The organism is Hyalangium minutum (genome assembly GCF_000737315.1).
GTDB classification, from domain to species: Bacteria; Myxococcota; Myxococcia; order Myxococcales; family Myxococcaceae; genus Hyalangium; species Hyalangium minutum.
The window spans coordinates 161,468-182,105 of the sequence record NZ_JMCB01000006.1 but is presented as its reverse complement, the minus strand read 5'-3'; the positions used below and the strand labels follow the sequence as shown (position 1 = coordinate 182,105).

General features: G+C 69.0%; 12 protein-coding genes. 7 read left to right on the top strand and 5 right to left on the bottom strand.

The features are described from left to right. Window positions 1–21 precede the first annotated feature (21 nt). Window positions 22–2,799, top strand: a complete 2,778-nt coding sequence (locus DB31_RS16180; protein ID WP_157232011.1) for a hypothetical protein — start codon at window positions 22–24, stop codon at window positions 2,797–2,799. A gap of 15 nt (window positions 2,800–2,814) precedes the next feature. On the opposite strand, the gene DB31_RS16175 is transcribed toward DB31_RS16180, so the two are convergent. Continuing rightward, window positions 2,815–3,405 carry a hypothetical protein gene (locus DB31_RS16175; protein WP_044188469.1) on the bottom strand — a complete coding sequence of 197 codons (591 nt, stop codon included), beginning with the start codon at window positions 3,403–3,405 and terminating at the stop codon, window positions 2,815–2,817. Between the two features lie 163 nt (window positions 3,406–3,568). On the opposite strand from DB31_RS16175, the gene DB31_RS16170 reads away from it, so the two are divergent. The 3 genes from DB31_RS16170 (at window position 3,569) to DB31_RS16160 (ending at window position 9,327) form a co-directional block, all read left to right on the top strand. Next, complete coding sequence (locus DB31_RS16170) at window positions 3,569–7,216, top strand: two-component regulator propeller domain-containing protein (protein ID WP_044189855.1); 3,648 nt, start codon at window positions 3,569–3,571, stop codon at window positions 7,214–7,216. A 99-nt stretch (window positions 7,217–7,315) separates the two neighbouring features. Then, entirely contained in the window at window positions 7,316–8,485 is a 1,170-nt protein-coding gene (locus DB31_RS16165) for an NAD(P)/FAD-dependent oxidoreductase (RefSeq protein WP_044188466.1), read from the top strand. Next, window positions 8,482–9,327 (top strand): RNA polymerase sigma-70 factor, encoded by an 846-nt coding sequence (locus tag DB31_RS16160; RefSeq protein WP_044188464.1) that lies wholly within the window; start codon window positions 8,482–8,484, stop codon window positions 9,325–9,327. The genes DB31_RS16165 and DB31_RS16160 overlap by 4 nt, the downstream gene beginning before the upstream one ends. 35 nt (window positions 9,328–9,362) lie before the next feature. Here DB31_RS16160 and DB31_RS16155 read toward each other — a convergent pair whose 3' ends face one another. Next, the gene (locus DB31_RS16155; protein WP_044188461.1) at window positions 9,363–12,611 is read right to left on the bottom strand and encodes a hypothetical protein; all 3,249 of its coding nucleotides are present in this window, start codon (window positions 12,609–12,611) and stop codon (window positions 9,363–9,365) included. A 318-nt stretch (window positions 12,612–12,929) separates the two neighbouring features. Here DB31_RS16155 and DB31_RS16150 point away from each other — a divergent pair, with 318 nt between their 5' ends. The 3 genes from DB31_RS16150 to DB31_RS16140 are packed head-to-tail and all read left to right on the top strand — an operon-like array spanning window position 12,930 to window position 16,698. Next, window positions 12,930–13,466 (top strand): (2Fe-2S)-binding protein, encoded by a 537-nt coding sequence (locus tag DB31_RS16150; RefSeq protein ID WP_205628522.1) that lies wholly within the window; start codon window positions 12,930–12,932, stop codon window positions 13,464–13,466. Further along, entirely contained in the window at window positions 13,463–14,458 is a 996-nt protein-coding gene (locus tag DB31_RS16145) for an FAD binding domain-containing protein (protein WP_044188459.1), read from the top strand. The genes DB31_RS16150 and DB31_RS16145 overlap by 4 nt, the downstream gene beginning before the upstream one ends. Further along, window positions 14,455–16,698 (top strand): xanthine dehydrogenase family protein molybdopterin-binding subunit, encoded by a 2,244-nt coding sequence (locus tag DB31_RS16140; RefSeq protein ID WP_044188456.1) that lies wholly within the window; start codon window positions 14,455–14,457, stop codon window positions 16,696–16,698. Before DB31_RS16145 ends, DB31_RS16140 begins: the two co-directional genes overlap by 4 nt. 11 nt (window positions 16,699–16,709) lie before the next feature. Here the strand turns inward: DB31_RS16140 and DB31_RS16135 are convergent, their stop codons facing one another. From DB31_RS16135 to DB31_RS16125, 3 genes are read right to left on the bottom strand one after another with little or no spacing between them, the layout of a single operon-like run. Further along, window positions 16,710–17,840, bottom strand: coding sequence for a hypothetical protein (locus DB31_RS16135; RefSeq protein ID WP_044188453.1), 1,131 nt, complete (start codon window positions 17,838–17,840; stop codon window positions 16,710–16,712). Window positions 17,841–17,876: 36 nt separating this feature from the next. Further along, the gene (locus DB31_RS16130) at window positions 17,877–19,133 is read right to left on the bottom strand and encodes a cytochrome P450 (protein WP_044188450.1); all 1,257 of its coding nucleotides are present in this window, start codon (window positions 19,131–19,133) and stop codon (window positions 17,877–17,879) included. A gap of 16 nt (window positions 19,134–19,149) precedes the next feature. Then, window positions 19,150–20,538: a hypothetical protein gene (locus DB31_RS16125; RefSeq protein ID WP_044188448.1), complete on the bottom strand. Its 1,389-nt coding sequence runs from the start codon at window positions 20,536–20,538 to the stop codon at window positions 19,150–19,152. Window positions 20,539–20,638: the final 100 nt, after the last annotated feature.

Below are 20,638 nucleotides of genomic sequence, written 5' to 3'. Positions count from 1 at the left end.
ATTCTTATGGCAGGGGCCGCCATGAAAGTCCGCATCGTGATTCCGCTCTGTGCCGCCGCGGCCCTCGTCTTCAGCCTGGGAGCTTGTGACGACGACGACGCGCCCCCGAAGTCCGAGCCGCTCTGCGCCGAGGCTCCGCTCCCACTCCAGAATCCCCGCTCACACACCCTGGGCGAGACCTTCTACCTGCCCGCTGTCCTCCAGAAAGACGAGTGCCCCTCCACCCTCGAGTGGCAGGTCCTCTCGGCTCCGGAGGGCAGCGCCAACACCGTCCACTCGAAGGGCAGTCCCCAGCCGCGCTTCACTCCGGACGTCCCCGGCGACTACACCTTCCGCTTGGGCGAGATGGACAACTCCCGGCTCTCGCTCCACGTCGTCGCCCGCTCCCCGGCGGAGCGCTTCCGCAACCACTACCTGACCCCGCTGTACGGCGCCGCCCGTGTCGGCGACGAGCTGTGGACCGCCAACGGCGCTGCGTACACGGTGTCGCGCATCTCCCAGGTGAATGGCCTCTGGAGCAAGGTGGGCGAGGTGACCGTGGGCGCCTGGCCCTCGGCCCTGGCGTGGAGAGCCCCGCTGCCTTACGTCCTGGTGGCCCACCGAGGCAGTGACACCGTGGGCTTCATCCACCGCGAGCGCGGTGTACTGGAAGATGCGCTCTGGGTCGGAGACGAGCCCTCGGGCCTCGCGCTCTCTCCGGATGCCCGCACCCTCTACGTGTCCCTGGCCACGCAGCGGCAGGTGGCCGTGGTGGACCTGGAGCAGCGCCAGGTGGTGGCCCGGGTGGACGTCGGCTTCGACCCGCGCGCCCTCGTGCTGTCTCCGGAGGGCAAGCGCCTCTTCGTGGCCTCGTACCGCTCGGGCAACCGCATCAAGGACACGCGCGGCACCTACAAGGCTGGGGATGATCAGGACGTCCACATCATCAACACCGAGACGCTGAAGGTGGACACCGTGGTGGAGGGCGTCTCGGCCGATCTGCGCGCCCTCGCGCTCTCGGACGATGGCGCCGAGCTGTTCATCGCCGCCACCGATGGCGACCCTGAGCCCTCCCAGTCCGATGCCAACGCCAAGCCCTTCGTTCACGAGGTGGTTGTCGTCGGTGCCGATCCCGCGCGCCCTGGCTACGGGCAGGTCCTGCGGCGCGCGGACCTGTGGCGCCAGGCGGGCTCGGGCGGGTACGTGGTCAACCCCGCGGGTGTGCTCGTGGTGGGGGACACCGTGTGGGTCTCCGCCGAGTCCTCCGAGCTCGTGGTGGCGCTCGACCGGACCACGCTCGCTGAGAAGGCCCGCGTCACCGTGGGGCCGGGCGCGCGGCAGCTCGTGGCGCTCGATGCGCAGGGCACCGTGGCCGTCCATTGCTTCCAGACCTTCGAGGCCTGGGTGCTCGGCGCGGACGCCCAGGTGCGTGCCACCGTGAAGCTCACCGAGGAGCCCCGCCCGGCGGACGTGGCGCTCGGAGAGCGCGTCTTCACGCGTCCAGGCGGCAGCTTCGCCCAGAACCACGCCTGCTCCAGCTGCCACATCGAGACGCAGAACAACGGGCTCATCTGGCGCTTCGGGCCGTCCATCTGGCACAACGCCCGGCCGCTGCAGCTCCTGGCCGCCACCACTCCGCTCGAGTGGGGAGCCTACGTCTCCAACGCGGACAACTTCGGCTACCAGGGGCCCTCGTCCATCGTCGCGAGACCGGTCACGCCCCAGGAGGCGCTCGGGCTCGAGGCCTTCCTGGAGTCGCTGCTCGGCGCCCCGAGGGCCACGGGCCATACCCGGCTCGACGGCAGCTACACGGAAGCGGGCCTGCGCGGAAAGGCACTCTTCGAGAACAAGGCCACCTGCGCCAGCTGCCACGTGCCGCCGCTCTACACCAGCCGGGCCTACCTGCCGAAGGGCAAGTCCGGCGAGCCCGCCGATGTGCCCTCGCTGCTCGGCGCCTACCGCCACGGTATCTACTTCGTGAAGGGACAAGCCCGCACGCTGGAGGACGCGGTGGACGTGGCGCTCGACTACGTCCAGGTGCCGCTCACCTCCGAGGAGCGGGCGGACCTCGTCGAGTTCCTCCGAGAGCTGACGCCCAAGGGTGCTGCACCGCTCGGCATCTGGCCCGACACGGACAGCAATCAAGGTGTGTACCCCGACGTCCGCCCGTTCGTGGCCTTCGCGGAGCCCGTGGATGACAGCACGCCCGGGAAGACCTCCGCGCAGTGGGCCGCTGAGTACGTGGTGCTCGAAGACGCCCAGGGCCAGCACGTCCCCGGCACCGTGGAGCTCCAGGGAGGCCGCATCGAGTTCGTCCCCACCGCGCCCCTCACGCCCGGCGCGAGCTACACCTTCCGGGCACGCCCAGGCTTGCCGTTCCTCTCGGGAGGCGAGCTGGAGGGCGAGCGCTCCACCTCCTTCACTGTGGCCCAGCCCGCCTCAGGCCAGTGGCGCAAGACGATGAAGATGACCCTTCAGGTGCCGGCGGGGCCCTCGGGAACAATGCCCGTGGACCTCCTGCTCGAGTCCCTCGACGCGCCGAGGCCCGGAGGACTCACCCTGCGCATCCTCCCGCAGCGCTTCGGCGCTCAGCAGCGCCAGGAGGTCTGGGCTCGCGTGGATGGAGACACGCTGCGCATGCAGCCCTTCGCCATCCCCATCTCGCCCACGGGTGTAGGCGACGCCATGCAGATCACCGGAACCGTCAAACAGGTGGACCCGTCCACCCAGGACATCCTGCGCGTGGAAGGCACCCTGCGCATCGCCGGGCCCGGCCTCAGCCTCCCGGGTGTGGCGTTCGTCATCGTCCCGCAGCCCTAGAGCCGCCGAGACACCTCACTTCCACTTCTGGATGTCGAGGAGCACCGCTCGGCCCGGCTCCCGGTAGAACACGAGCAGGTCCTGCGGCGCTGTCTCCTTGGGAGAGAACTTCTTGGCATCCGGGTGCTCGGCCCACTGCATGCAGCGAGCAATGGACTCGCTGCAGAACATGGCCCGCGAGGACCGGAACGGGTTGCGCCACTTGCGCTGCAGGAAGCGTCCGAACTGCACCACGGACTGGCCGATCAGCCCGCCGAAGTCGTACACGCTGCCCACCCACTCGCCCAGCCGCAGGAAGCCCTTGTCGAGCGGATGGGCCGGCTCCACGAGCGCGATGATGCGGTTCTTCTTCACGAAGCGCTTCCAGGTGATGAGCCGGAAGCCCAGCTCATGGGACTCGAGCACCATGTCGCACTCGAAGTCGTCGTCCCAGTAGAGGAAGAAGCAGTGGCTGGCCTCGCTCTTGGTGAAGCGGCGGACGACCCACGAGACGGGGTTGAAGTGGCGCGGCGTGGAGAACCCGATGAGGGTGCTGCGGCCCTTCGAGATCGCCTCGGGGACGCTCGGGGGAGCGGGGTCCTGCAACAGGATGGCGGCTTGGCTCATGGGGGCTCCTCGGCGGAGGGCGATTGTAGCGCTGGGGTCCCATGTCCGCACAGCGGCCCCCCGGGGGAAGAGCGTCGCTGCCTCGGGGAATAGGGGGGCAAGGGGGGCTGTCCTGTCCCCTATTTTGCGGAGAGGGCCCTCTGTGCTGGACACTATGCTCGCCATGGGAACAAGGAGACAGGGGCGGCGGGGTGGGAGAAGGCTTCTCGGGCTGTGGTTCGTCCTCGCGCTGGGTCTCGGTACACCCAGCTTCGCACTCGAACCGGGCCGGAGCCTCTCCCAGTACAACCACGAGAGCTGGCGCAGCGAGAACGGCCTGCCGCAGAACTCCGTCCTCTGCGCTGAGCAGACAGCCGACGGCTACCTGTGGTTCGGCACCTACGAGGGCCTGGCGCGCTTCGACGGCACGCGCTTCACCACCTTTGATCAGCGCACCTCGCCGGAGATGGGGCAGCGCGAAATCCACGCACTGGTCGAGGACGACGCGGCGGTGCTGTGGGTGGGCACCAGCCAGGGACTGTTCCGCTACGAGAGAGGACAGCTGCGCCGCCCCCCCGAGGCCGCCGCGCTGGCCAACGTCCCCATCGTCGGGCTGGCGGCGGACGGCCAGGATGTGTGGATCAGCTCGCCGCTGGGGGTGATGCGGGCGCCGAGCTCGGGGCAGAGGGCATGGCGGCGGTACTCGGTGGACGAGGGGCTGCCTGTCAAAGGCACGGGCCCCATCGTCGTGGATGGCTCGGGCGGCGCGTGGGTGGGAGCGGGCCAGGGGCTGGCGCGGATCACCGACGACTCGGTGGACATGCTCTTCCTGCCGCCGGGGGAGTCTCCCATCAAGCCGCTCTACGTGCTCAGCCTGTGGCTGTCGCGCGAGGGCACGCTGTGGATTGGCACCAACCAGGGGCTGCTCGCCCTGCGCGAGGGCCAGTTCACCCGGTACGGCCCGGAGCAGGGCATGCCGAACGTGGCGGTGGGCGAGCTGCGCGAAGACCGGGATGGCAACCTGTGGATCGGCACCTACCAGGGTTTGCTGCGGCGCACGGGTGAGACGTTCAGCGCCGTCACCGCGTCCAAGGAGCTCGCCCATGCGCTCGTGGCCAGCCTGCTCGAGGACCGCGACGGGCACCTGTGGATCGGCACCGGGACGGATGGCTTGCATCGGCTGAGCAATGGCCCGTTCATTCCCATCGGGGCGCCCGAGGGTTCGGTTCTCGAGAACGTCCGGATGGTGCTGGAGACACCCGACGGCACGCTGTGGATGGCCTCGAATTCCCAGGGCCTGGAGCGCATGAAGGACGGCGTCATCCGCCGGGTGGGAGCGGAGGAGGGCTTGTTGGAGGACCGCATCCGCACGCTCGCGCTGGGCTCGGACGGGGCGCTCTGGGTGGGGACGTCCTCCGGCGCCTATTACCAGCAGGGGGGCCGCTTCGTCCCGCTGGGGACCGAGTCGGGGATGCCGCCAGGAGCCGTCATCTTCGCCATGGTGCCCGAGCCGGACGGAGATATGTGGTTCTCCACCTCGGAGGGACTGGCCTGGCTGAGCAATGGGCGGGTGACGCTGTACCCGCCAGAGAAGGGGACTCCCGCGGACGCCGCCACGGCCTTGGTGCGCGAGGAGTCAGGGGTGCTCTGGTACGGCACGAAGAAGGGCCTGGTCCGGTTCGACCGCGGCACGCTCACCCGCTTCACCACCCAGGAGGGACTGGCGGGGAATGTGATCATGAGCCTCTTCGTGGACGCGCACGGCACGCTGTGGGTGGGGACCTCCACGGGCCTGTCGCGCTGGAAGGACGGGCGCTTCGCCTCGGTCACCGCCGCGCAGGGGCTGCCGGATGAGACGATCTTCAACCTGCTGCTGGATGCCGAGGGCTTCTTCTGGATGAGCAGCAACAAGGGCGTCTCGCGGGTGAGCCGGCACGAGCTGGAGGCGGTGGCGGACGGCAAGCTCCCGCGCGTGAGCGGCGTCCTCTTCGATGAGCGGGACGGGATGCGCGCGGGCGAGTGCAACGCGGGCCTGCCTTCCGGGTGGGAGACGCGGGATGGCCGGATGTGGTTCGCCAACCTGCGGGGCGCGATGATGGTGAACACGAAGGATGTCCGGCTCCGGCACTCGCCGCCGCACCCGCGCATCGAGGAGGTGCGGGTGCAGGGCCAGCCGGTGCCGCTGAGTGGCCTGCTGGAGCTGGAGCCGGAGCAGCAGGACGTGGACATCCGCTTCACCGCCTTCGTGAAGGAGGGGGCTCCCCGGGTGCAGTTCCGGTACATGCTGGAGGGGCACGACCGCGCGTGGGTGGAGGCCGAGGGCCGGCGCGTGGCCACGTACACGCGGCTGCCGCCGGGCCGCTACACCTTCCGCGTGCAGGCGATGGACCGCACGGGCAACTGGGTGGCGCCCGGGGCCGTGCTGGAGGTGGTGCTGCGCGCCTGGTTCTACCAGTCGGCGTGGTTCTACGGGCTGTGCGCGCTGGGGGCGGGTGGGATGGCGGCAGGCATCTACGCGTGGCGCGTGGGCCGGCTCAAGCGGCGCGAGCGCTGGCTGCAGGCTCGCGTGGAGGAGCGCACCCAGGAGCTGGCGCGCGCCAACGAGGAGCTGGATGCCAACCTGCGCACGCTGCGCGCCACGCAGGTCCAGCTGGTGCAGGCTGGGAAGATGGCGGCGGTGGGAACACTGGCCGCGGGCGTGGGGCACGAGATCAACAACCCGCTCTCGTACATCGTGTCCAACCTGGAGCACTCCTGCGAGGAGACGGAGACGCTGGCGCAGTTGGCGGAGTCCTCCGAGCCGCTGCGCGAGCGCCTGCGCGACATGCACCAGGTGCTGCGCGAGGCGCTCATGGGCGCGGATCGGGTGCGGCGCATCGTGAGGGACTTGAAGACGTTCTCGCGCCAGGACGATGACGCGCGGGGGCCGGTGGACCTGCGGGCGGTGATGGACTCGGCGGCGAAGATGGCGGCAGGGGAGCTGCGCCCCAGGGCCCAGCTCACGCGCGAGTACGCGGCGGAGGTGCCGCCCGTGGAGGGCAACGAGGCGCGGCTGTCGCAGGTGTTCCTCAACCTCATCATCAACGCAGCCCAGGCGCTGCCCGAGGGCAGGCCCGAGCAGCACGAGGTCCGGCTCGTTCTCAAGCACGGGGCCCAGGGCGAGGTGGTGGCGGAGGTGCGGGACACGGGCTGCGGCATCCCGCCGGAGGTGCTCGGGCGCATCTTCGATCCGTTCTTCACCACCAAGCCGGTGGGCGTGGGCACGGGGCTGGGACTGGCGCTGTGCCATGCGTTCGTCACGTCGATGGGCGGGCGCATCGAGGTGGAGAGCCAGGTGGGCAAGGGCACCGTGTTCCGGGTGGCGTTGCCCCGGTCGAGCAGCCAGCTCGATCGGGTGCAGCGCAGCGCTCCGGTGCAGGCGGGCACCGTGGAGCGGGGCCAAGTGCTGGTGGTGGACGATGATCCGCTGGTGAGCGCTGCGCTGCGGCGGACGCTCGCGAAGGACCACGAGGTGGAGGTGGTGGTGAGCGCGCGGCGAGCGCTGGAGATGCTGTGCTCGCCCAAGGCCCACTACGACGTCATCCTCTGCGATCTCATGATGCCGGAGATGACGGGCATGGAGCTGTACGCCCAGCTCGTGCGGGCCGCGCCGGAGCAGGCCCGGCGCATGGTGTTCATCACCGGGGGGGCCTACACCCCCGCGGCTAAGGAGTTCCTGGAGCAGGTGAGCAACCCCCGGGTGGAGAAGCCCTTCGACCCGGAGCGGTTGCGCGAGCTGATACGCGAGGGCGTGAAGCGCGCGCACGCGGGGCTCACCGGCCAGGCGGCTTGAGTTGTAAGGTCCCGGATTCACAGGGGATTCAGCGATTCGTCGCGCAGTGTCACGCCCGAATTTCCCAGGTCGTCTCCCTGGCGAAAAAGGAGCGGAACCATGCGCGTCGTCATTCTCGGTGGTGGGTATGCAGGTGTTGTGTGCGCGCTGCGGCTTGCGTGGCAGGCCCGTGGGCAGGCGGACATCACGCTTGTGAGCGCGAGCGATCATTTCGTGGAGCGCATCCGGCTTCACCAGCAGGCGGCGGGCCAGTCCCTGGTGGTGCGGGAGCTCGCCTCGATGCTGAAGGGCACGGGCGTTGTGCTGAAGCGCGGCTGGGTCACCCGGGTGGATCCTCGCGGTGAAGTCACGGTGGAGGGAGAGCAGGTGCCCTTCGATCGTCTGGTGGTGGCGCTGGGCTCTCAGGTGGATCGGGACCGGGTGCCAGGTGTCCGGGAGCACGCGTGGACGATCGATGCTGGCTCCTCGGCGGAGCTGGCCAAGCAGCTCCCTTCCATCGCCGCGCGCAAGGGGCGCGTGGTCGTCATTGGAGGCGGGCTCACTGGCATCGAGAGCGCCACGGAGATGGCGGAGTCCTATCCGGGGCTCCAGGTGACCCTGCTGTCCTCGAGTCCTCTGGGGGAGAACCTCTCGGAGGCGGGGCGCTCGCATCTGAACGCGGTGCTGCGCCGGCTCGGGATCTCCGTGCAGCAGGGGGAGGTGCGGCGCGTCCAGGCCGGAGCGGTCGAGTTGTCAGACAGGTTTGTGCCGTTCGATGCCTGTGTCTGGGTCGGGGGCTTCGTGGTGCCGTCCGTGGTGCGCGAGTCCGGGCTGCCTGTGAACACGCGGGGGCAGGTGCTGGTGGATCCGTACCTCCGGGCGCTCGGGCACGAGAACGTCTGCGTCGTCGGGGATGCGGCCTGCGTGGTCGAGCCGCTCGCTCCCACAGGGATGGGCTGCAAGACCGCGCTGCCGATGGGCGCCCACGTCGGAGAGAACCTCGCACGGCTTGCTCGCGGCCTGCCGGAGCTGCCCTTCGACTATATGGATGCGGGGGTGTGCATCAGCCTCGGCCGGAAGGACGGTCTGATCCAACCGATGGGCCGGGATGGCTCGCCCGCGCACTGGGTCCTCAAGGGCCGCACGGCGGCCTGGGTGAAGGAGTTCATCGTCCGCTTCACTGTGTGGACGCTCCTGGGCGAGCGCAGGCGCTGGGTGCGGACCCTGTGGGTCAAGACGGGGCGAACGCGCTCGCTCGAAGTCCCGGGCCGGAGCACACTGGCGGCATGACGGGAGAGCTCATGGCGGTCTTCGAGACCCACAGGCCCATGCTGGTGGCCATCGCCTACCGGATGCTCGGCTCGGCGGCCGAGGCAGAGGACATCGTCCAGGAGGCCTGGCTGCGCTGGCAGTCAGCACCGCGGGACGCGGTGCGCTCGGGCCGGGCGTTCCTCGCCACGGTGGTGACGCGGCTGTGCCTGGATCACCTCAAGAGCGCGAGGGCCAACCGGGAGGTCTACGTGGGGCCGTGGCTTCCCGAGCCCGTGCGCACGGACTCTGCAGTGGATCCCGAGACGATCTCCGTCGCGTTCCTGGTGTTGCTCGAGAGCCTCACGCCGGTGGAGCGCGCCGTGTACCTGCTGCACGAGGTGTTCGGCTACAGCCACGCCGAGGTCTCCCAGATGGTGGGCAAGGAGGAGGCCGCGTGCCGTCAGTTGCTGCACCGGGCCCGCGAGCACCTCCAAGCGCGGCGGCCCCGGTTCGCGCCCTCCAAGCAGGCCCATGAGCGGCTGGTGACCGGGTTCCTCTCGGCGTGCGTCAGCGGGGATCTGGAAGGCCTCAAGCGCATGCTCTCCGATGACGTGACGGCCTGGTCGGACGGTGGAGGCAAGGCCTTCGGGGCCTCCACGCGGCCTGTCCATGGGGCGGATGCGGTGGCGCGCCTGTACATCGGCATCGTGAAGAAGGCGAAGTTCGGGTTCGGGGCGGAGGTCCTCGAGGTGAACGGCTGGCCCTCATTGGTGGTGCGGCTGAACGGGACCGTCTTCGACGTCATCTCGCTGGAGACGGACGGGGAGCGCATCCACGGCATCCGGGCGATCCTCAACCCGGACAAGCTCGCGCGCATCTAGCCCGCCGTCTCCAGGCCGCCCCCTGGGGCGCGGCATCACCAGAACGGGTTCACGTCCACCTTGTGGCCGAAGACGCTCATCTCGCCGTTGGTGGCGTTCTTCACCGCATCGAACGCGCCGCTGGCCAGCCGGCCGACCTCGCCGCCGAAGTTCGCCAGGCCCTCGAGCGCGCCCTTCGCGGCGTCCACGCCCATCTTCGCCAGGTCGCCCAAGTAGCCCACGGCGGCCTCAGCCAGCTGCCCGCCCGCCTTGGCGAGGTCCTGCAGCGCGTTCACGCCCGCGCCGCCCAGATCCTTGAGCGCGCCGAGGATCTCCTTGCCGCCCTCGGTGAGGTTCTGTCCCCAGGCCTTGGCGACCTCCTTGAAGGACTCCACGCCGTCCTTGAGCAGGTCCGTGGCGAACTGCTTGGCCCAGTCCACGCGCCGGTCCACGAAGTCCTTGATGGCGGTGGCGGCCTCCTTCGCCATCTCACCGCCCTTGCGCGCCATGTCCGAGAGCGTCTGGCCGGCCCAGTCGCGCACCTTGGCGGCGGCCTCGCCCGGGTTCTCGGCGATGTACTTGAGTGTCTCCACCGCCTTGCCGCCCGCGTCCTTGAGTCCCTTGACGGCGGCCTCGGCCACCTCGAGCCCCTTGGCGCCCAGGCTCTTGAGCCCGTCCCAGGCCTTCTTGGCCACCTCACCGCCCTTGGCCATCAGGTCGGTGAAGGCCTTCTTGGCCATCTCGCCCACTTCACCCGGGTGCGTGGCGGCCCACTTGAGCGTCTCGAGGCCCTTCTCGCCCAGCTCCTTCGCCTTGTTCAGCGCGGACTGGATGCCCTCCTTGGCGCCGTTGATGAGCTCCGCTGCCTTCTCCTTGGCGGCACCCTTGAGGTTCTCCCAGCCCGTCTTGAGCGCGTCGAGCGTCTCGGTGGCCTTCTTCAGCAGGGCCTCCTTGCCCTGCTGCGCCAGCTCCATGCCCTTGTCGACCATGCTCTTGACGCCGTCGAGCGCCATCTTCGCGGCCTCGCCCGGGTTCTGGGCGATGAACTTCAGGGTGTCGAGCCCCTTCTCGCCGAGCTGCTTCGCCTCGTCGATGACGTTGCCGAGGACCTTCTTGGCCTCCGCGGCAATCTCGCCACCCTTCTCCATGGCGGCGTTGAACGCATCACGCGCCTTGGTGGCGACGGCCTCGCCGTACTTGGAGGGGTTGCGGATCACATCCGCGAGCCCGTGGATGAAGCCCGCCGTGAGCTTCATCCCATCGCCGGTGGCGTTGGCGGCGCTGACGCCCGCGAACTCGGCGAGCTTCACCGCGCCCTTGGCACCCTTCTCGATGCCCCACTGGGTCAGCTCGGCGGCGCCCTCGGGCCCGTAGTAGGCCGCGAGCTGCGTCATGCCCGCGGGGCCCATGGCGGCGGCGGCGCCCAGGTTTACGGCCTTCATCCAGTCCGGCGCCTGGTAGTTCTGCGGATCCGCCTCCATCTTCTTCTTCTCGGCGTCGAAGGCCAGGTCCAGCGCCAGCTCGGCCACGCCGAAGGCGGCGCCCGCGCCCAGGTCCACTGCGGCGCCCACGCCGGTGAAGTCCAGCGCCGTGCCCACCACCGCATCCGCGGCGTTGAGGTTGGCGCCCACCAGCGCGAAGAAGCCCAGGTCCTTGTTCTTGTCCCGGAGGTCCATCGCCTCCTTGGCGTACTTGCCCGCGTCGATGAGGCCCGGCACGGCGCCCGCGAGCGGGATGGCCTTCGCCAGGTTCTTGAAGACCTTGCCGGCCACCTCGCCGGTGACCTTCACGCCCATCTTGCCGAGCATGTCGTCCAGCAGCTTGAGGCCCTTGCCCACCAGCTTGCCGCCGCCCTCCTCCAGCAGGGGCTTGAGGCCCTTGAGGCCCGTCTTGAGCACGTCGCCGCTGACGCCGTCGGTGAACTTCATCAGCGTCTTCAGCCCGTCGACGTCCATGTCCTTGGCCAGCTTGCCGACGAGCTCGGCGGCCTCGTCGTCCAGCTTGGTGGCCAGGGTGCCCAGCTGCTCGGCCGTCTTCGGATCCGTGAGGACCTTGGCGAGGTTGCCGTGCTCCATGCCGCCCAGCGTCTTGAGCAGCCGCTTGCCGGAGTCAGCATCCAGCTTGTCGAGTTGGCCCGTGAGCGCCTCGAGCGCCTTGGGGTCCTGGATGCCCTTGAGCACGCCCTCGAGGTTCTCCGGGCCGACCTTGGCGGCCACGTCCTGGAGCCCCTTGAGCTGATCCGGGGTGAGCTTCTGGGCCACGGCCGGGTCGAGACCCTTCACCACGGCGTCGGCGAGCCTCGCGCCCTCGTCCACGGCGGCGTCCGCGCCCTTCACGCCGTTCTGCTTGAGCAGGTTCTTGAACTCGGTGAGGTCCTTCTTGAGGTCCGGCAGCTCGGCGGCGAGCTGAGCGGCGGCCAGGGCCTTGTCCTTGGCGGAGGCCTCGGGGTCCAGCAGCTTCACGGCGGCGTTGGCGGCGCGGAAGGTGCCGTCCAGCTTGCGCAGGGTGTTCTCCACCTGCGGGAAGGACTTGCCGGCGAAGTCCTTGAGCGCCGAGGCCAGCTCCAGCGAGGCCTTAGTCTTGTCCAGCGCGCTCTTGTTGGGGTCGGTGAAGGCCCCAATGGCCTCGGCGAGCTTGGCGCCCGCGGGCAGGCCGTTGAGCGCGTGGTTGAGCACGCCCTTGAGGTCCTCGGGCTTGAAGATGTCGCCGGCGGCGTTGGCCAGCTCGAGCGCGGCGCTGGCCTTGTCAGCGGTGGAGGAGTCCTTGCTGGTGAGCTTGCCCAGCGCGGACAGCGCGTCCGAGTTGGTGGCCAGCTTCGCCAGCTTGTTGTCCTGAATGCCCAGCTTGGTGAGGACGTTCTTGGTGGTGTCCGGGAACGTCTTGGACAGCTCGCCTAGCGCGGTGGCCTTCTCGGAGAAGTCGCCCTCGGTGAGCTTCTTCATCGAGTCATACGTCTTCTGCAGCACCTCCTTGGGCTTGTCCTTCAGCTCGGGGAAGAGCTTGGGCAAGTCTTCGGGCTTCTCCGGCAGCTTCGACTCGGTGGGCTTGCCGCCCTCGAGGTCCGGGCCCTTGGCCTGGGGGGTGCTGGTGGCGGCGAACTCGTCCCGGGTGGCGACCGGCTTCTCGGGCGTGGTCGCCTTGTTCGTCACCTGATTGTTCTTGGCCTCGGCGGCGCGGCGGGCGGCCTCTTCAGCGGCGCGGCGAGCGGCCTCTTCAGCGGCGCGGCGGGCGGCCTCTTCGGCGGCGCGGCGTGCAGCCTCGCGGGCGGCGACGTCGGCGGAGCCGGATTCAATGGGGCGGGCCATGGGACTTCTCCTTCGATAGGGAAAAAAAGGGGCTGGAATGGTTCTCCGCGCGCCCTCGGATCAGTTGCGTGCAGCTTACGCGGCCACGGTTGTTTTTCCGAGAGAGCGGGTTTCCACGTAGGTGCACTTGTCGTGGGGTGTCGACCTATGTAAGCGCAGCGCCGCTTTCGACGACTCAACACGATGAGGGGAGCTGTAGGGCGCCAGTATCCATTAGCCAATCCTCCGCCGTGGGTGCGGGCTCCCCCGGAAGGACGCGAGCGCTCCGAGTCCTTACCTCGCTAGGACCGGATCCATCTCCAGCAGGAGCGTGTTCACGTGAAGCCTTCCTTCCATGAGCCCTCGGCGAGGGTGTCATCAGCGGAGTCGCCCTCGAAGCATTCGATCACCCTCAAGGTCAACGGCTCGGAGAAGCAGCTGGAGGTCGAGCCTTGGACGACGCTGCTCGACTTGCTGCGGGAGAACCTGGAGCTGACGGGCACGAAGAAGGGCTGCGACCACGGGCAGTGCGGCGCCTGCACCGTGCTGGTGAATGGCCAGCGGATCAACTCGTGCCTGACGTTGGCGGTGATGAAGGACGGCGCGGAGGTGTCGACCATCGAGGGCATTGCCTCGGGCGAGACGCTCCACCCGCTGCAGGCGGCCTTCGTCGAGCACGACGCGTTCCAGTGTGGTTACTGCACTCCGGGGCAGATCTGCTCCGCGCTGGGGCTCATCAAGGAGGGCAAGGCCCAGACGAGAGACGACATCCGCGAGCTGATGAGCGGCAACCTCTGCCGGTGCGGCGCGTATCCCAACATCGTCGCGGCCATCGAGCAGGCGAAGCAGGAGTGCGAGAAGGAGGAGAAGCCATGAACCGGTTCTCCTTCGAGCGGGCCGGCAGCGTCGCGGGCGCCGTGAGCGCGATTGCCCGGAACGAGCGGGCGCGGTTCATCGCGGGTGGCACGAACCTCCTCGACTTGATGAAGGAGAACGTGTCGCGCCCGAGCCACCTGATCGACGTCAACCGGCTGCCTCTCAACACCATCGAGGAGCAGGCGGACGGCGGGCTGAGGATTGGCGCGCTGGTGACGAACTCGGCGGTGGCGTACGACGCGCGAGTAGAGCAGCGCTACCCGCTGCTGTCGAAGGCCATCCTGGCGGGAGCCTCGGCGCAGCTGCGCAACATGGCGACCACGGGTGGCAACCTGCTCCAGCGCACGCGGTGCTACTACTTCTATGACACGGGCACGCCCTGCAATAAGCGCGAGCCCGGCTCGGGGTGTGGAGCGCTCGCGGGCATCAACCGCATCCACGCCATCCTTGGGACGAGCGAGAAGTGCATTGCCACCCACCCGTCGGACATGTGCGTGGCGCTCGCGGCGCTCGAAGCGTCCATCCAAGTCAAAGGACCTGACGGCGAGCGCACCATCCCGATCGCCGAGTTCCACCGGCTGCCCGGGGACACGCCTCACCTGGACACGAACCTGCGGCCGGACGAGCTGATCACCTCGGTGGACCTGCCCGCAAAGGGGTTCGCGAGGAACTTCAGCTATCTGAAGATCCGCGACCGCCAGTCGTACGCGTTCGCGCTCGTGTCCGTGGCGGTGGGGCTGGAGCTGGACGAAGGCGTCATCCGGGAGGCGCGGATCGCGCTCGGAGGCGTGGCGCACAAGCCGTGGCGAGACACGAAGGCCGAGGCGATGCTGAGCGGCCAGCGCGCCACCGGGGAGAGCTTCCGGTCCGTGGCGGACGCGATCCTTCGCGACGCCAAGGGGTATGGCCACAACACCTTCAAGATTGAGCTGGCCCGGCGGGCGGTGGTCCGCGCGCTGGAGCAGGCGGCGGGAACGGAGGTGCAGCAATGACCACTCACACTCCCTTGCTGGGGAAGCCGGTCAGCCGCGTCGATGGACCGCTGAAGGTGACGGGGCAGGCGAAGTACGCCGGAGAGTTCCAAGCTCCCGGCCTTACTTATGGTGTCGTCGTGTCGAGCACGGTGGCCCGAGGCCGCATCAAGAAGCTGGAGACGAGGGAAGCGCTCCAGGTGCCCGGGGTGCTGCACGTCTTCACGCACGAGAACCGGCCGAAGCTCCCATGGTTCGATAAGAGCTACCGGGACGAGGACTCGCCCGCGGGCTCACCGTTCCGGCCGCTCTACGATGACGAGATCCTCTACAGCGGGCAGCCCATCGCGCTGGTGGTCGCGGAGACGTTCGAGGCTGCCCGCTACGCGGCCTCGCTCATCCGGGCCGAGTACTCAGTCAAGAAGCACGAGACGGATCTACGGGCGCAGCGCGGCAAGGCCCGAGCGCCGAAGATGGGCAAGGGCGGCTTCGAGCCTCCGCCGAAGCCCCGAGGCCATGCGGACAAGGCACTGGCCCAGTCCGAGGTGCGGATCGACGTGGAGTACGAGACGCCGGTCGAGCACCACAACCCGATGGAGATGCACGCGGCCACGGTGGTCTACGAGGACGACGGCACGCTCACCATCTACGACAAGACGCAGGGCGTGCAGAACAGCCTGAAGTACCTCTCGAAGGTGTTCAACCTGGCCGAGGGCGAGGCGCGCGTGCGCTCACCCTTCGTGGGGGGAGCGTTCGGCTCGGCGCTGCGGCCGCAGTATCAGCTGTTCCTCGCGGTCATGGCGTCGCGGGAGCTGAAGCGCTCGGTGCGGGTGGTGATGACGCGCCAGCAGATGTTCACGTTCGGCCACCGCCCCGCGACGCTGCAGCGGCTGGCGCTCGGCGCGTCGGCGGACGGCACGCTCCAGGCCCTCATCCACGAGGCCATCTCGGAGACCTCGCGCTTCGAGGACTACGCGGAGATCATCGTCAACTGGTCCGGCCTGCTCTACCAGTGCGACAACGTGCGGCTCGATTACAAGGTGGCCTCGCTGGACCACTACACGCCGCTCGACATGCGTGCGCCGGGAGCGGCCTGGGGCGTCTACGCGCTGGAGTGCGCGATGGATGAGCTGGCCTATGCGGCGGGAGTGGATCCGCTCGCGCTGCGCCTCAAGAACTACGCGGAGCGCGACCAGAACGCGGACAAGCCGTTCTCGAGCAAGGAGCTGCGGGCCTGCTACCACCAGGGCGCCGAGCGCTTCGGGTGGGGCAGGCGGGTGGCGACGCCCCGCTCGATGCGTGACGGGAAGCAGCTCATCGGCTGGGGCATGGCCACCGGTGTCTGGGAGGCGATGCAGCAGCCGGCCAGCGCCAAGGCCCTGCTGAGCATCGACGGCAAGCTCACCGTGTCCAGCGCCACCTCGGACATTGGCACCGGCACCTATACGGTGATGACCCAGATCGCGGCGGAGACGCTGGGGCTGCCGATGGAAGACGTGACGTTCAAGCTCGGCGACTCCTCGCTGCCGCCCGCGCCGCTGGAGGGAGGCTCGTGGACGGTGGCCTCCGTGGGCACAGCGGTGAAGGAGGTCTGCGAGAAGGTGCGCGAGCAGTTGTTCAAACTGGCCCGGAAGGTGCGCGGCTCACCGCTCGCCAAGTCGGAGCTGGAGGAGGTGTTCTTCGCGGGTGGGCAAATCAGGCTAAAGGCGGACCCCACGAAGGCCGTGTCCCTGCTCGAGGCGATGCGGCACGGCGAGGTGCTGAGCATCGAGGAGCAGACGATGGCGCTGCCCAACCTCTCCGAGCAGCAGAAGTACACCCGGGCCGCGCACTCGGCGGTGTTCGCGGAGGTGAAGGTGGACGAGGACCTGGGCATCATCCAGGTGACCCGCGTCGTCACCGCCGTGGCGGGCGGGCGCATCATGAACCCGAAGACGGCGCGCAGTCAGGTGCTGGGAGGCGTCGTCTGGGGCATCGGTATGGCCCTGGAGGAGGAGTCCGTCGTCGACACGGCACTCGGCCGGTTCATCAACCACAACCTCGGCGAGTACCACGTGCCCGTGAACGCCGATGTGCGGGACATCGAGGTCCTCTTCGTTGACGAGGACGACACCGTCGTCAACCCGCTGGGCGCCAAGGGCTTGGGGGAGATTGGCATCGTCGGAGTGGCAGCGGCGATCTCCAACGCCATCTTCCACGCGACGGGCAAGCGCGTCCGGAGCCTGCCCGTCACCCTCGACAAGGTGCTGGGAGGGCACTGAGGGCAGAGGTCTCAGGAGGGGAGGCGCTGAGAGACCTCGGTGAGCTGTTTCTTGAACTCGGGATGCTGCTCACGGCTGGCCATCTCCGTGAGCAGCGACTTGAGTCCGCGGCGGAGCGCGAGGTTGGCGACGAGCTGCCGCACGGCGCCCTCGGCATGGGTGGAGTACTCGCGCAGGTCCTTCTCGGCCTCCGTGAAGTCCCGGGCGAGGCAGTCCAGGCAGAGCAGGCCGAAGGAGATCTTCGCCAGGTCTGTCTGCTTGGGCAGCGCGGCGCGGATGACCTCGGGTGGATCAAACGGGAGCCCGATGAAGGCGCCGGCAAGGTCCACGGGGAGGTCCTCGGGGAGCCGCATTCCGAGCTGCTGGTTCAGGTCGCGGATGAGCGCCTGCTGCTTGGCGGGGTGGTAGCGCACCTGGACGACGAAGATGTTCACGCCCTCCGCGACGTTGGCGTGGGCCTCGGCGCGGAGGATGGACTTGGTGAACAGCGAGCGGAAGCTGAAGGTGGGAATGCCCTCGGGAGCCTGAGCGCGGTAGCGCTGGATCATCTCCTGGCCGTAGTGGCCCTTGGGCAGCATCTCGAGGAAGGGATCCTTCTTGTACGCGCTGCCCCAGGTGAGCCCGTCGAGGAAGTCCGAGGCCTGGTAGCGGTCGTGGAGCTGGATGAGATCGATGTGGTTCACCGCGCTCGTGCCGATGAAGCCGCGCACGGTGTGCTCCAGCTTGTCCTCGGACGGAATATGGGCCGGGAAGTAGGGCGCCACTGTTTCCTTGAGTGAGGCGAGCGTCTGCCCGGCCCCGAGCCACAGGAAGGGCGGGTGCACGGGAGAGAGCGCCACCTTCAGCTCCTCCGGAGACTGCTTGGCGAGCAGGAGCCAGCTGCGAATCTTGTTGCCCTCGCGATCCGAGGCGGTGGGGCCCTCGCCCACGGGGACGAACTGGGCGAACTGCTCCTTGGCGGCGGCGAGCGCGGCGTCCGGGAGGTGGTGGCGCACGCGCGCGTCACCCTGCACGTACCAGCTGGCGACCTCGGCGCGCTTGGCCTCGGCTTCTTCGGGGGTGAACCAGTGGATCCCGGCCTCAGCGGCTTTGGGATCCTTCTTCAGCGCTTCGAACCATTTGGGGTTGGGGAGCGTGGGCACGTCCGTTTTCTAGCACGGGCGTCCCCACGGGCTCACTCACGCTGTGGGAGCTGTGTCCCACTCGACCATGAGGCGCTGGGGGCCTCGGTGGATGAGGTTGGGGAGGTAGGGGACGGACTCTCCAGCCACCAGGCGCGGGTTCGGGAGCCGCTCGATGAGGAGCTCCAGGACGACGCGGGCCTCGAGCCGGGCGAGCGGCGCGCCCACGCAGTAGTGGGTGCCGTGGCCGAAGCCGAGGTGGCGGTTCGCGTTGGCGCGGCGGATGTCGAAGCGCGCGGCTTGCTCGAAGACGGACTCGTCCCGGTTGGCCGAGGCGAACAGGAGCAGCAGCCGCGCCCCGGCTGGGAGCTCCACGCCGCCGAGCTGTGTGGGCTCGGTGACCGTGCGCATCATCCCCACCACCGGCGAGTCGAAGCGCAGCACCTCCTCGAGGGTGTTGGGAACGGCGGCGGGGTTGGCGCGCAGCTCCTGCCACAGGCCGGGGTGGCGCAGCAGGCAGAGCAGTGCGGTGCTGATCAGGTTGGTGGACGTCTCGTTGCCAGCGAACACGAGCACGTTGAGCAGGTTGGAGAGCTCCAGGGTGCTCAGCGGGCGCTCGCCCTCGAGCCGGGCGGCGATGAGGGTGGAGAGGAAGTCCTCGCGCGGGTGCTGCTGGCGGTCCTCGACCATGGCACGAAGGTAGCGGCGGAAGGCGGCTACGCCCTCGACGGCGCGGCGCAGGCCGTCGGGCGGGAGGTGGGGGACGAAGAAGAGCTTCTCATCCTCGATCCACTGGCGGATCCGCGCTCCGTCCTCGCGAGGGACGCCGAGCAGCTCGGTGATGACGTCCATGGGCAAGGACCAGGCGAGCCCCGAGACGAGGTCCGCGCGGGTGGCGCCGCGGAGCAGGGCATCGACGTGGGTGCGCGCGGCGGTTCGGATGCGGGCTTCCAGGGCGTTGACGCTGGCCATGTTGAAGGCCTTGCCGACCAGGCCGCGGATGCGGGTATGGGCGGGCGGATCGTCACCGAGCAGGGGGTAGTCGGGCGTGTAGCCGGAGGCCTCGAGCAACTGGAGCAGGTCGGCGGGGAGATCCACAGGCGGGCGAAGGATGTCGCGCGAGCTGAAGCGCCGGGGATCCTTCAGGACCGTCATCACGTCCGCGTAGCGGCTGACGAGCCAGAGGTGGAAGTGGGGCGCGAAGGTGACGGGGGCCTCTTGGCGGAGGCGGGCGTAGAAGGGGAACGGCTCATCCAGCAGGGGCGGCTCGAGCGGCTTGTAGTCGAGGCCGAGGGAAACGGAGGGAGCAGTCATGGGGGAGGGCCTCGCTTCACTGGGGTTGGCGCGCGAGCCAGGCCTTCCACTGATCGGCGGTCTCGAAGCTCTCTCCGGAGAGCGCCTGGAGGACCTCGATGGCGGGCTCCCGGTTGATGGGTTGCTGCATGGCGGCCAGGGTCACCAGCTGCGGGCCGAGCTGCTTGAGGAGTGGGCCGCGCTGGGCCTTGAGCGCGTCGGGCTTCAGGTCATCCAGCAGCATCTTGAGCAGGAAGAGGGCCTTGTTGCGGTCGGTGGTCTCCGGCATGGAGGCGGCGTCGGCCACCACCGCAGCGTCCACGAGCGGATGGTCCGCGGCCTCCTGGGTGGCAATCAGCACGCGGAGCACGCCGTTGCGCACGGAGCCGGAGGGATCTCGGATGGAGGGCACGAGCCGGGCGACGGTCTGCTCGGGCGAGGCGGCGTAGGCCAGCAGGTAGGCGGCGGCCTCGCGCTTCGCGGCATCGGCGTCCTCACGCAGCACCTTCGTGATCGCGTCCTGGTGGCGAGGGACCTTCTCCAGGAAGAGTGGCTCGAAGCGCTCGAGTGTGGGGTGCGCGAAGCCGAAGGTGCAGTGGGCGACGCGGCAGGTGAAGCCCTTCTCCGGATCGAGCTGGCCCGTCTTCATGAGCCGCTCAGTCTGGAAGTCATAGGCCTGCCACTCGGCGACGAGGCTCTCGGGATCCGGGACATGGCCCGTGGGCTCGGGGAGGAAGCGCAGCCGCTGCGCGTCCTCGGCATCCACGAGGTCCGCGGTGATGAAGGCGCTGCCTTTGTCATCGCCCCCGAAGAAGTAGATGAAGGCGATCTTGGCGAAGGCGAGGTTGAACTGCTTCTGGAGGGCCTCCTCCTTCTGCTTGAACAGGGCCTTGCTGGGGACGATGAGCTGGCCCAGCTCGAAGCCGAGCATCTGGCGGACGGCCTCCGTGCTGGCGCGGCGCGAGCCGTAGACGTCGATGCCCGCGAGCTTGGCGACAGGGAGCGGTGGGCTCGGGGCCTTCGCCAGATTGGCCTGGGCTCCGGCGACGACCTCCTGCCAGCCGGGGAGCGCGTGGACCGAGACCAGCTCCGGGTCATGCTGCAGGGTGTCTGGATCGAAGTAGCCGCTCTGGACCGAGCGCCTCAGGAGCTCGAGCGCTTGGGTGGGGTTGCCCGCCAGGGCCGAGCAGCCTGCGGCGCTGTAGAAGGCGGTGGCGCGCGGGTCATCCTCGGTGCTGGCCTCGGCAGCCTGGCGGAACAGCTCGGCGCAGCCGGAGAAGTCCTGGGCGCTGTAGGCCTTGTCGGCCTGGGAGGACAGTGCCTGGGCTCGGTCTGCCGGTGAGGACTCGGCGGGTGAGGCTTTCTCTGGGGTGTGGGCGCAGCTGGCCCCCAGGATGACGAGAGCGATTCCTTGCAGGAGCTTCATGGCACCTCCTCGTGGATTGGGGACAACCCCTAGCGATCCAAGGGTAGGGGCTCACTTCAATATACCCGGAAGACCCCGCTGAGCTGGTAACGGGAGCTCC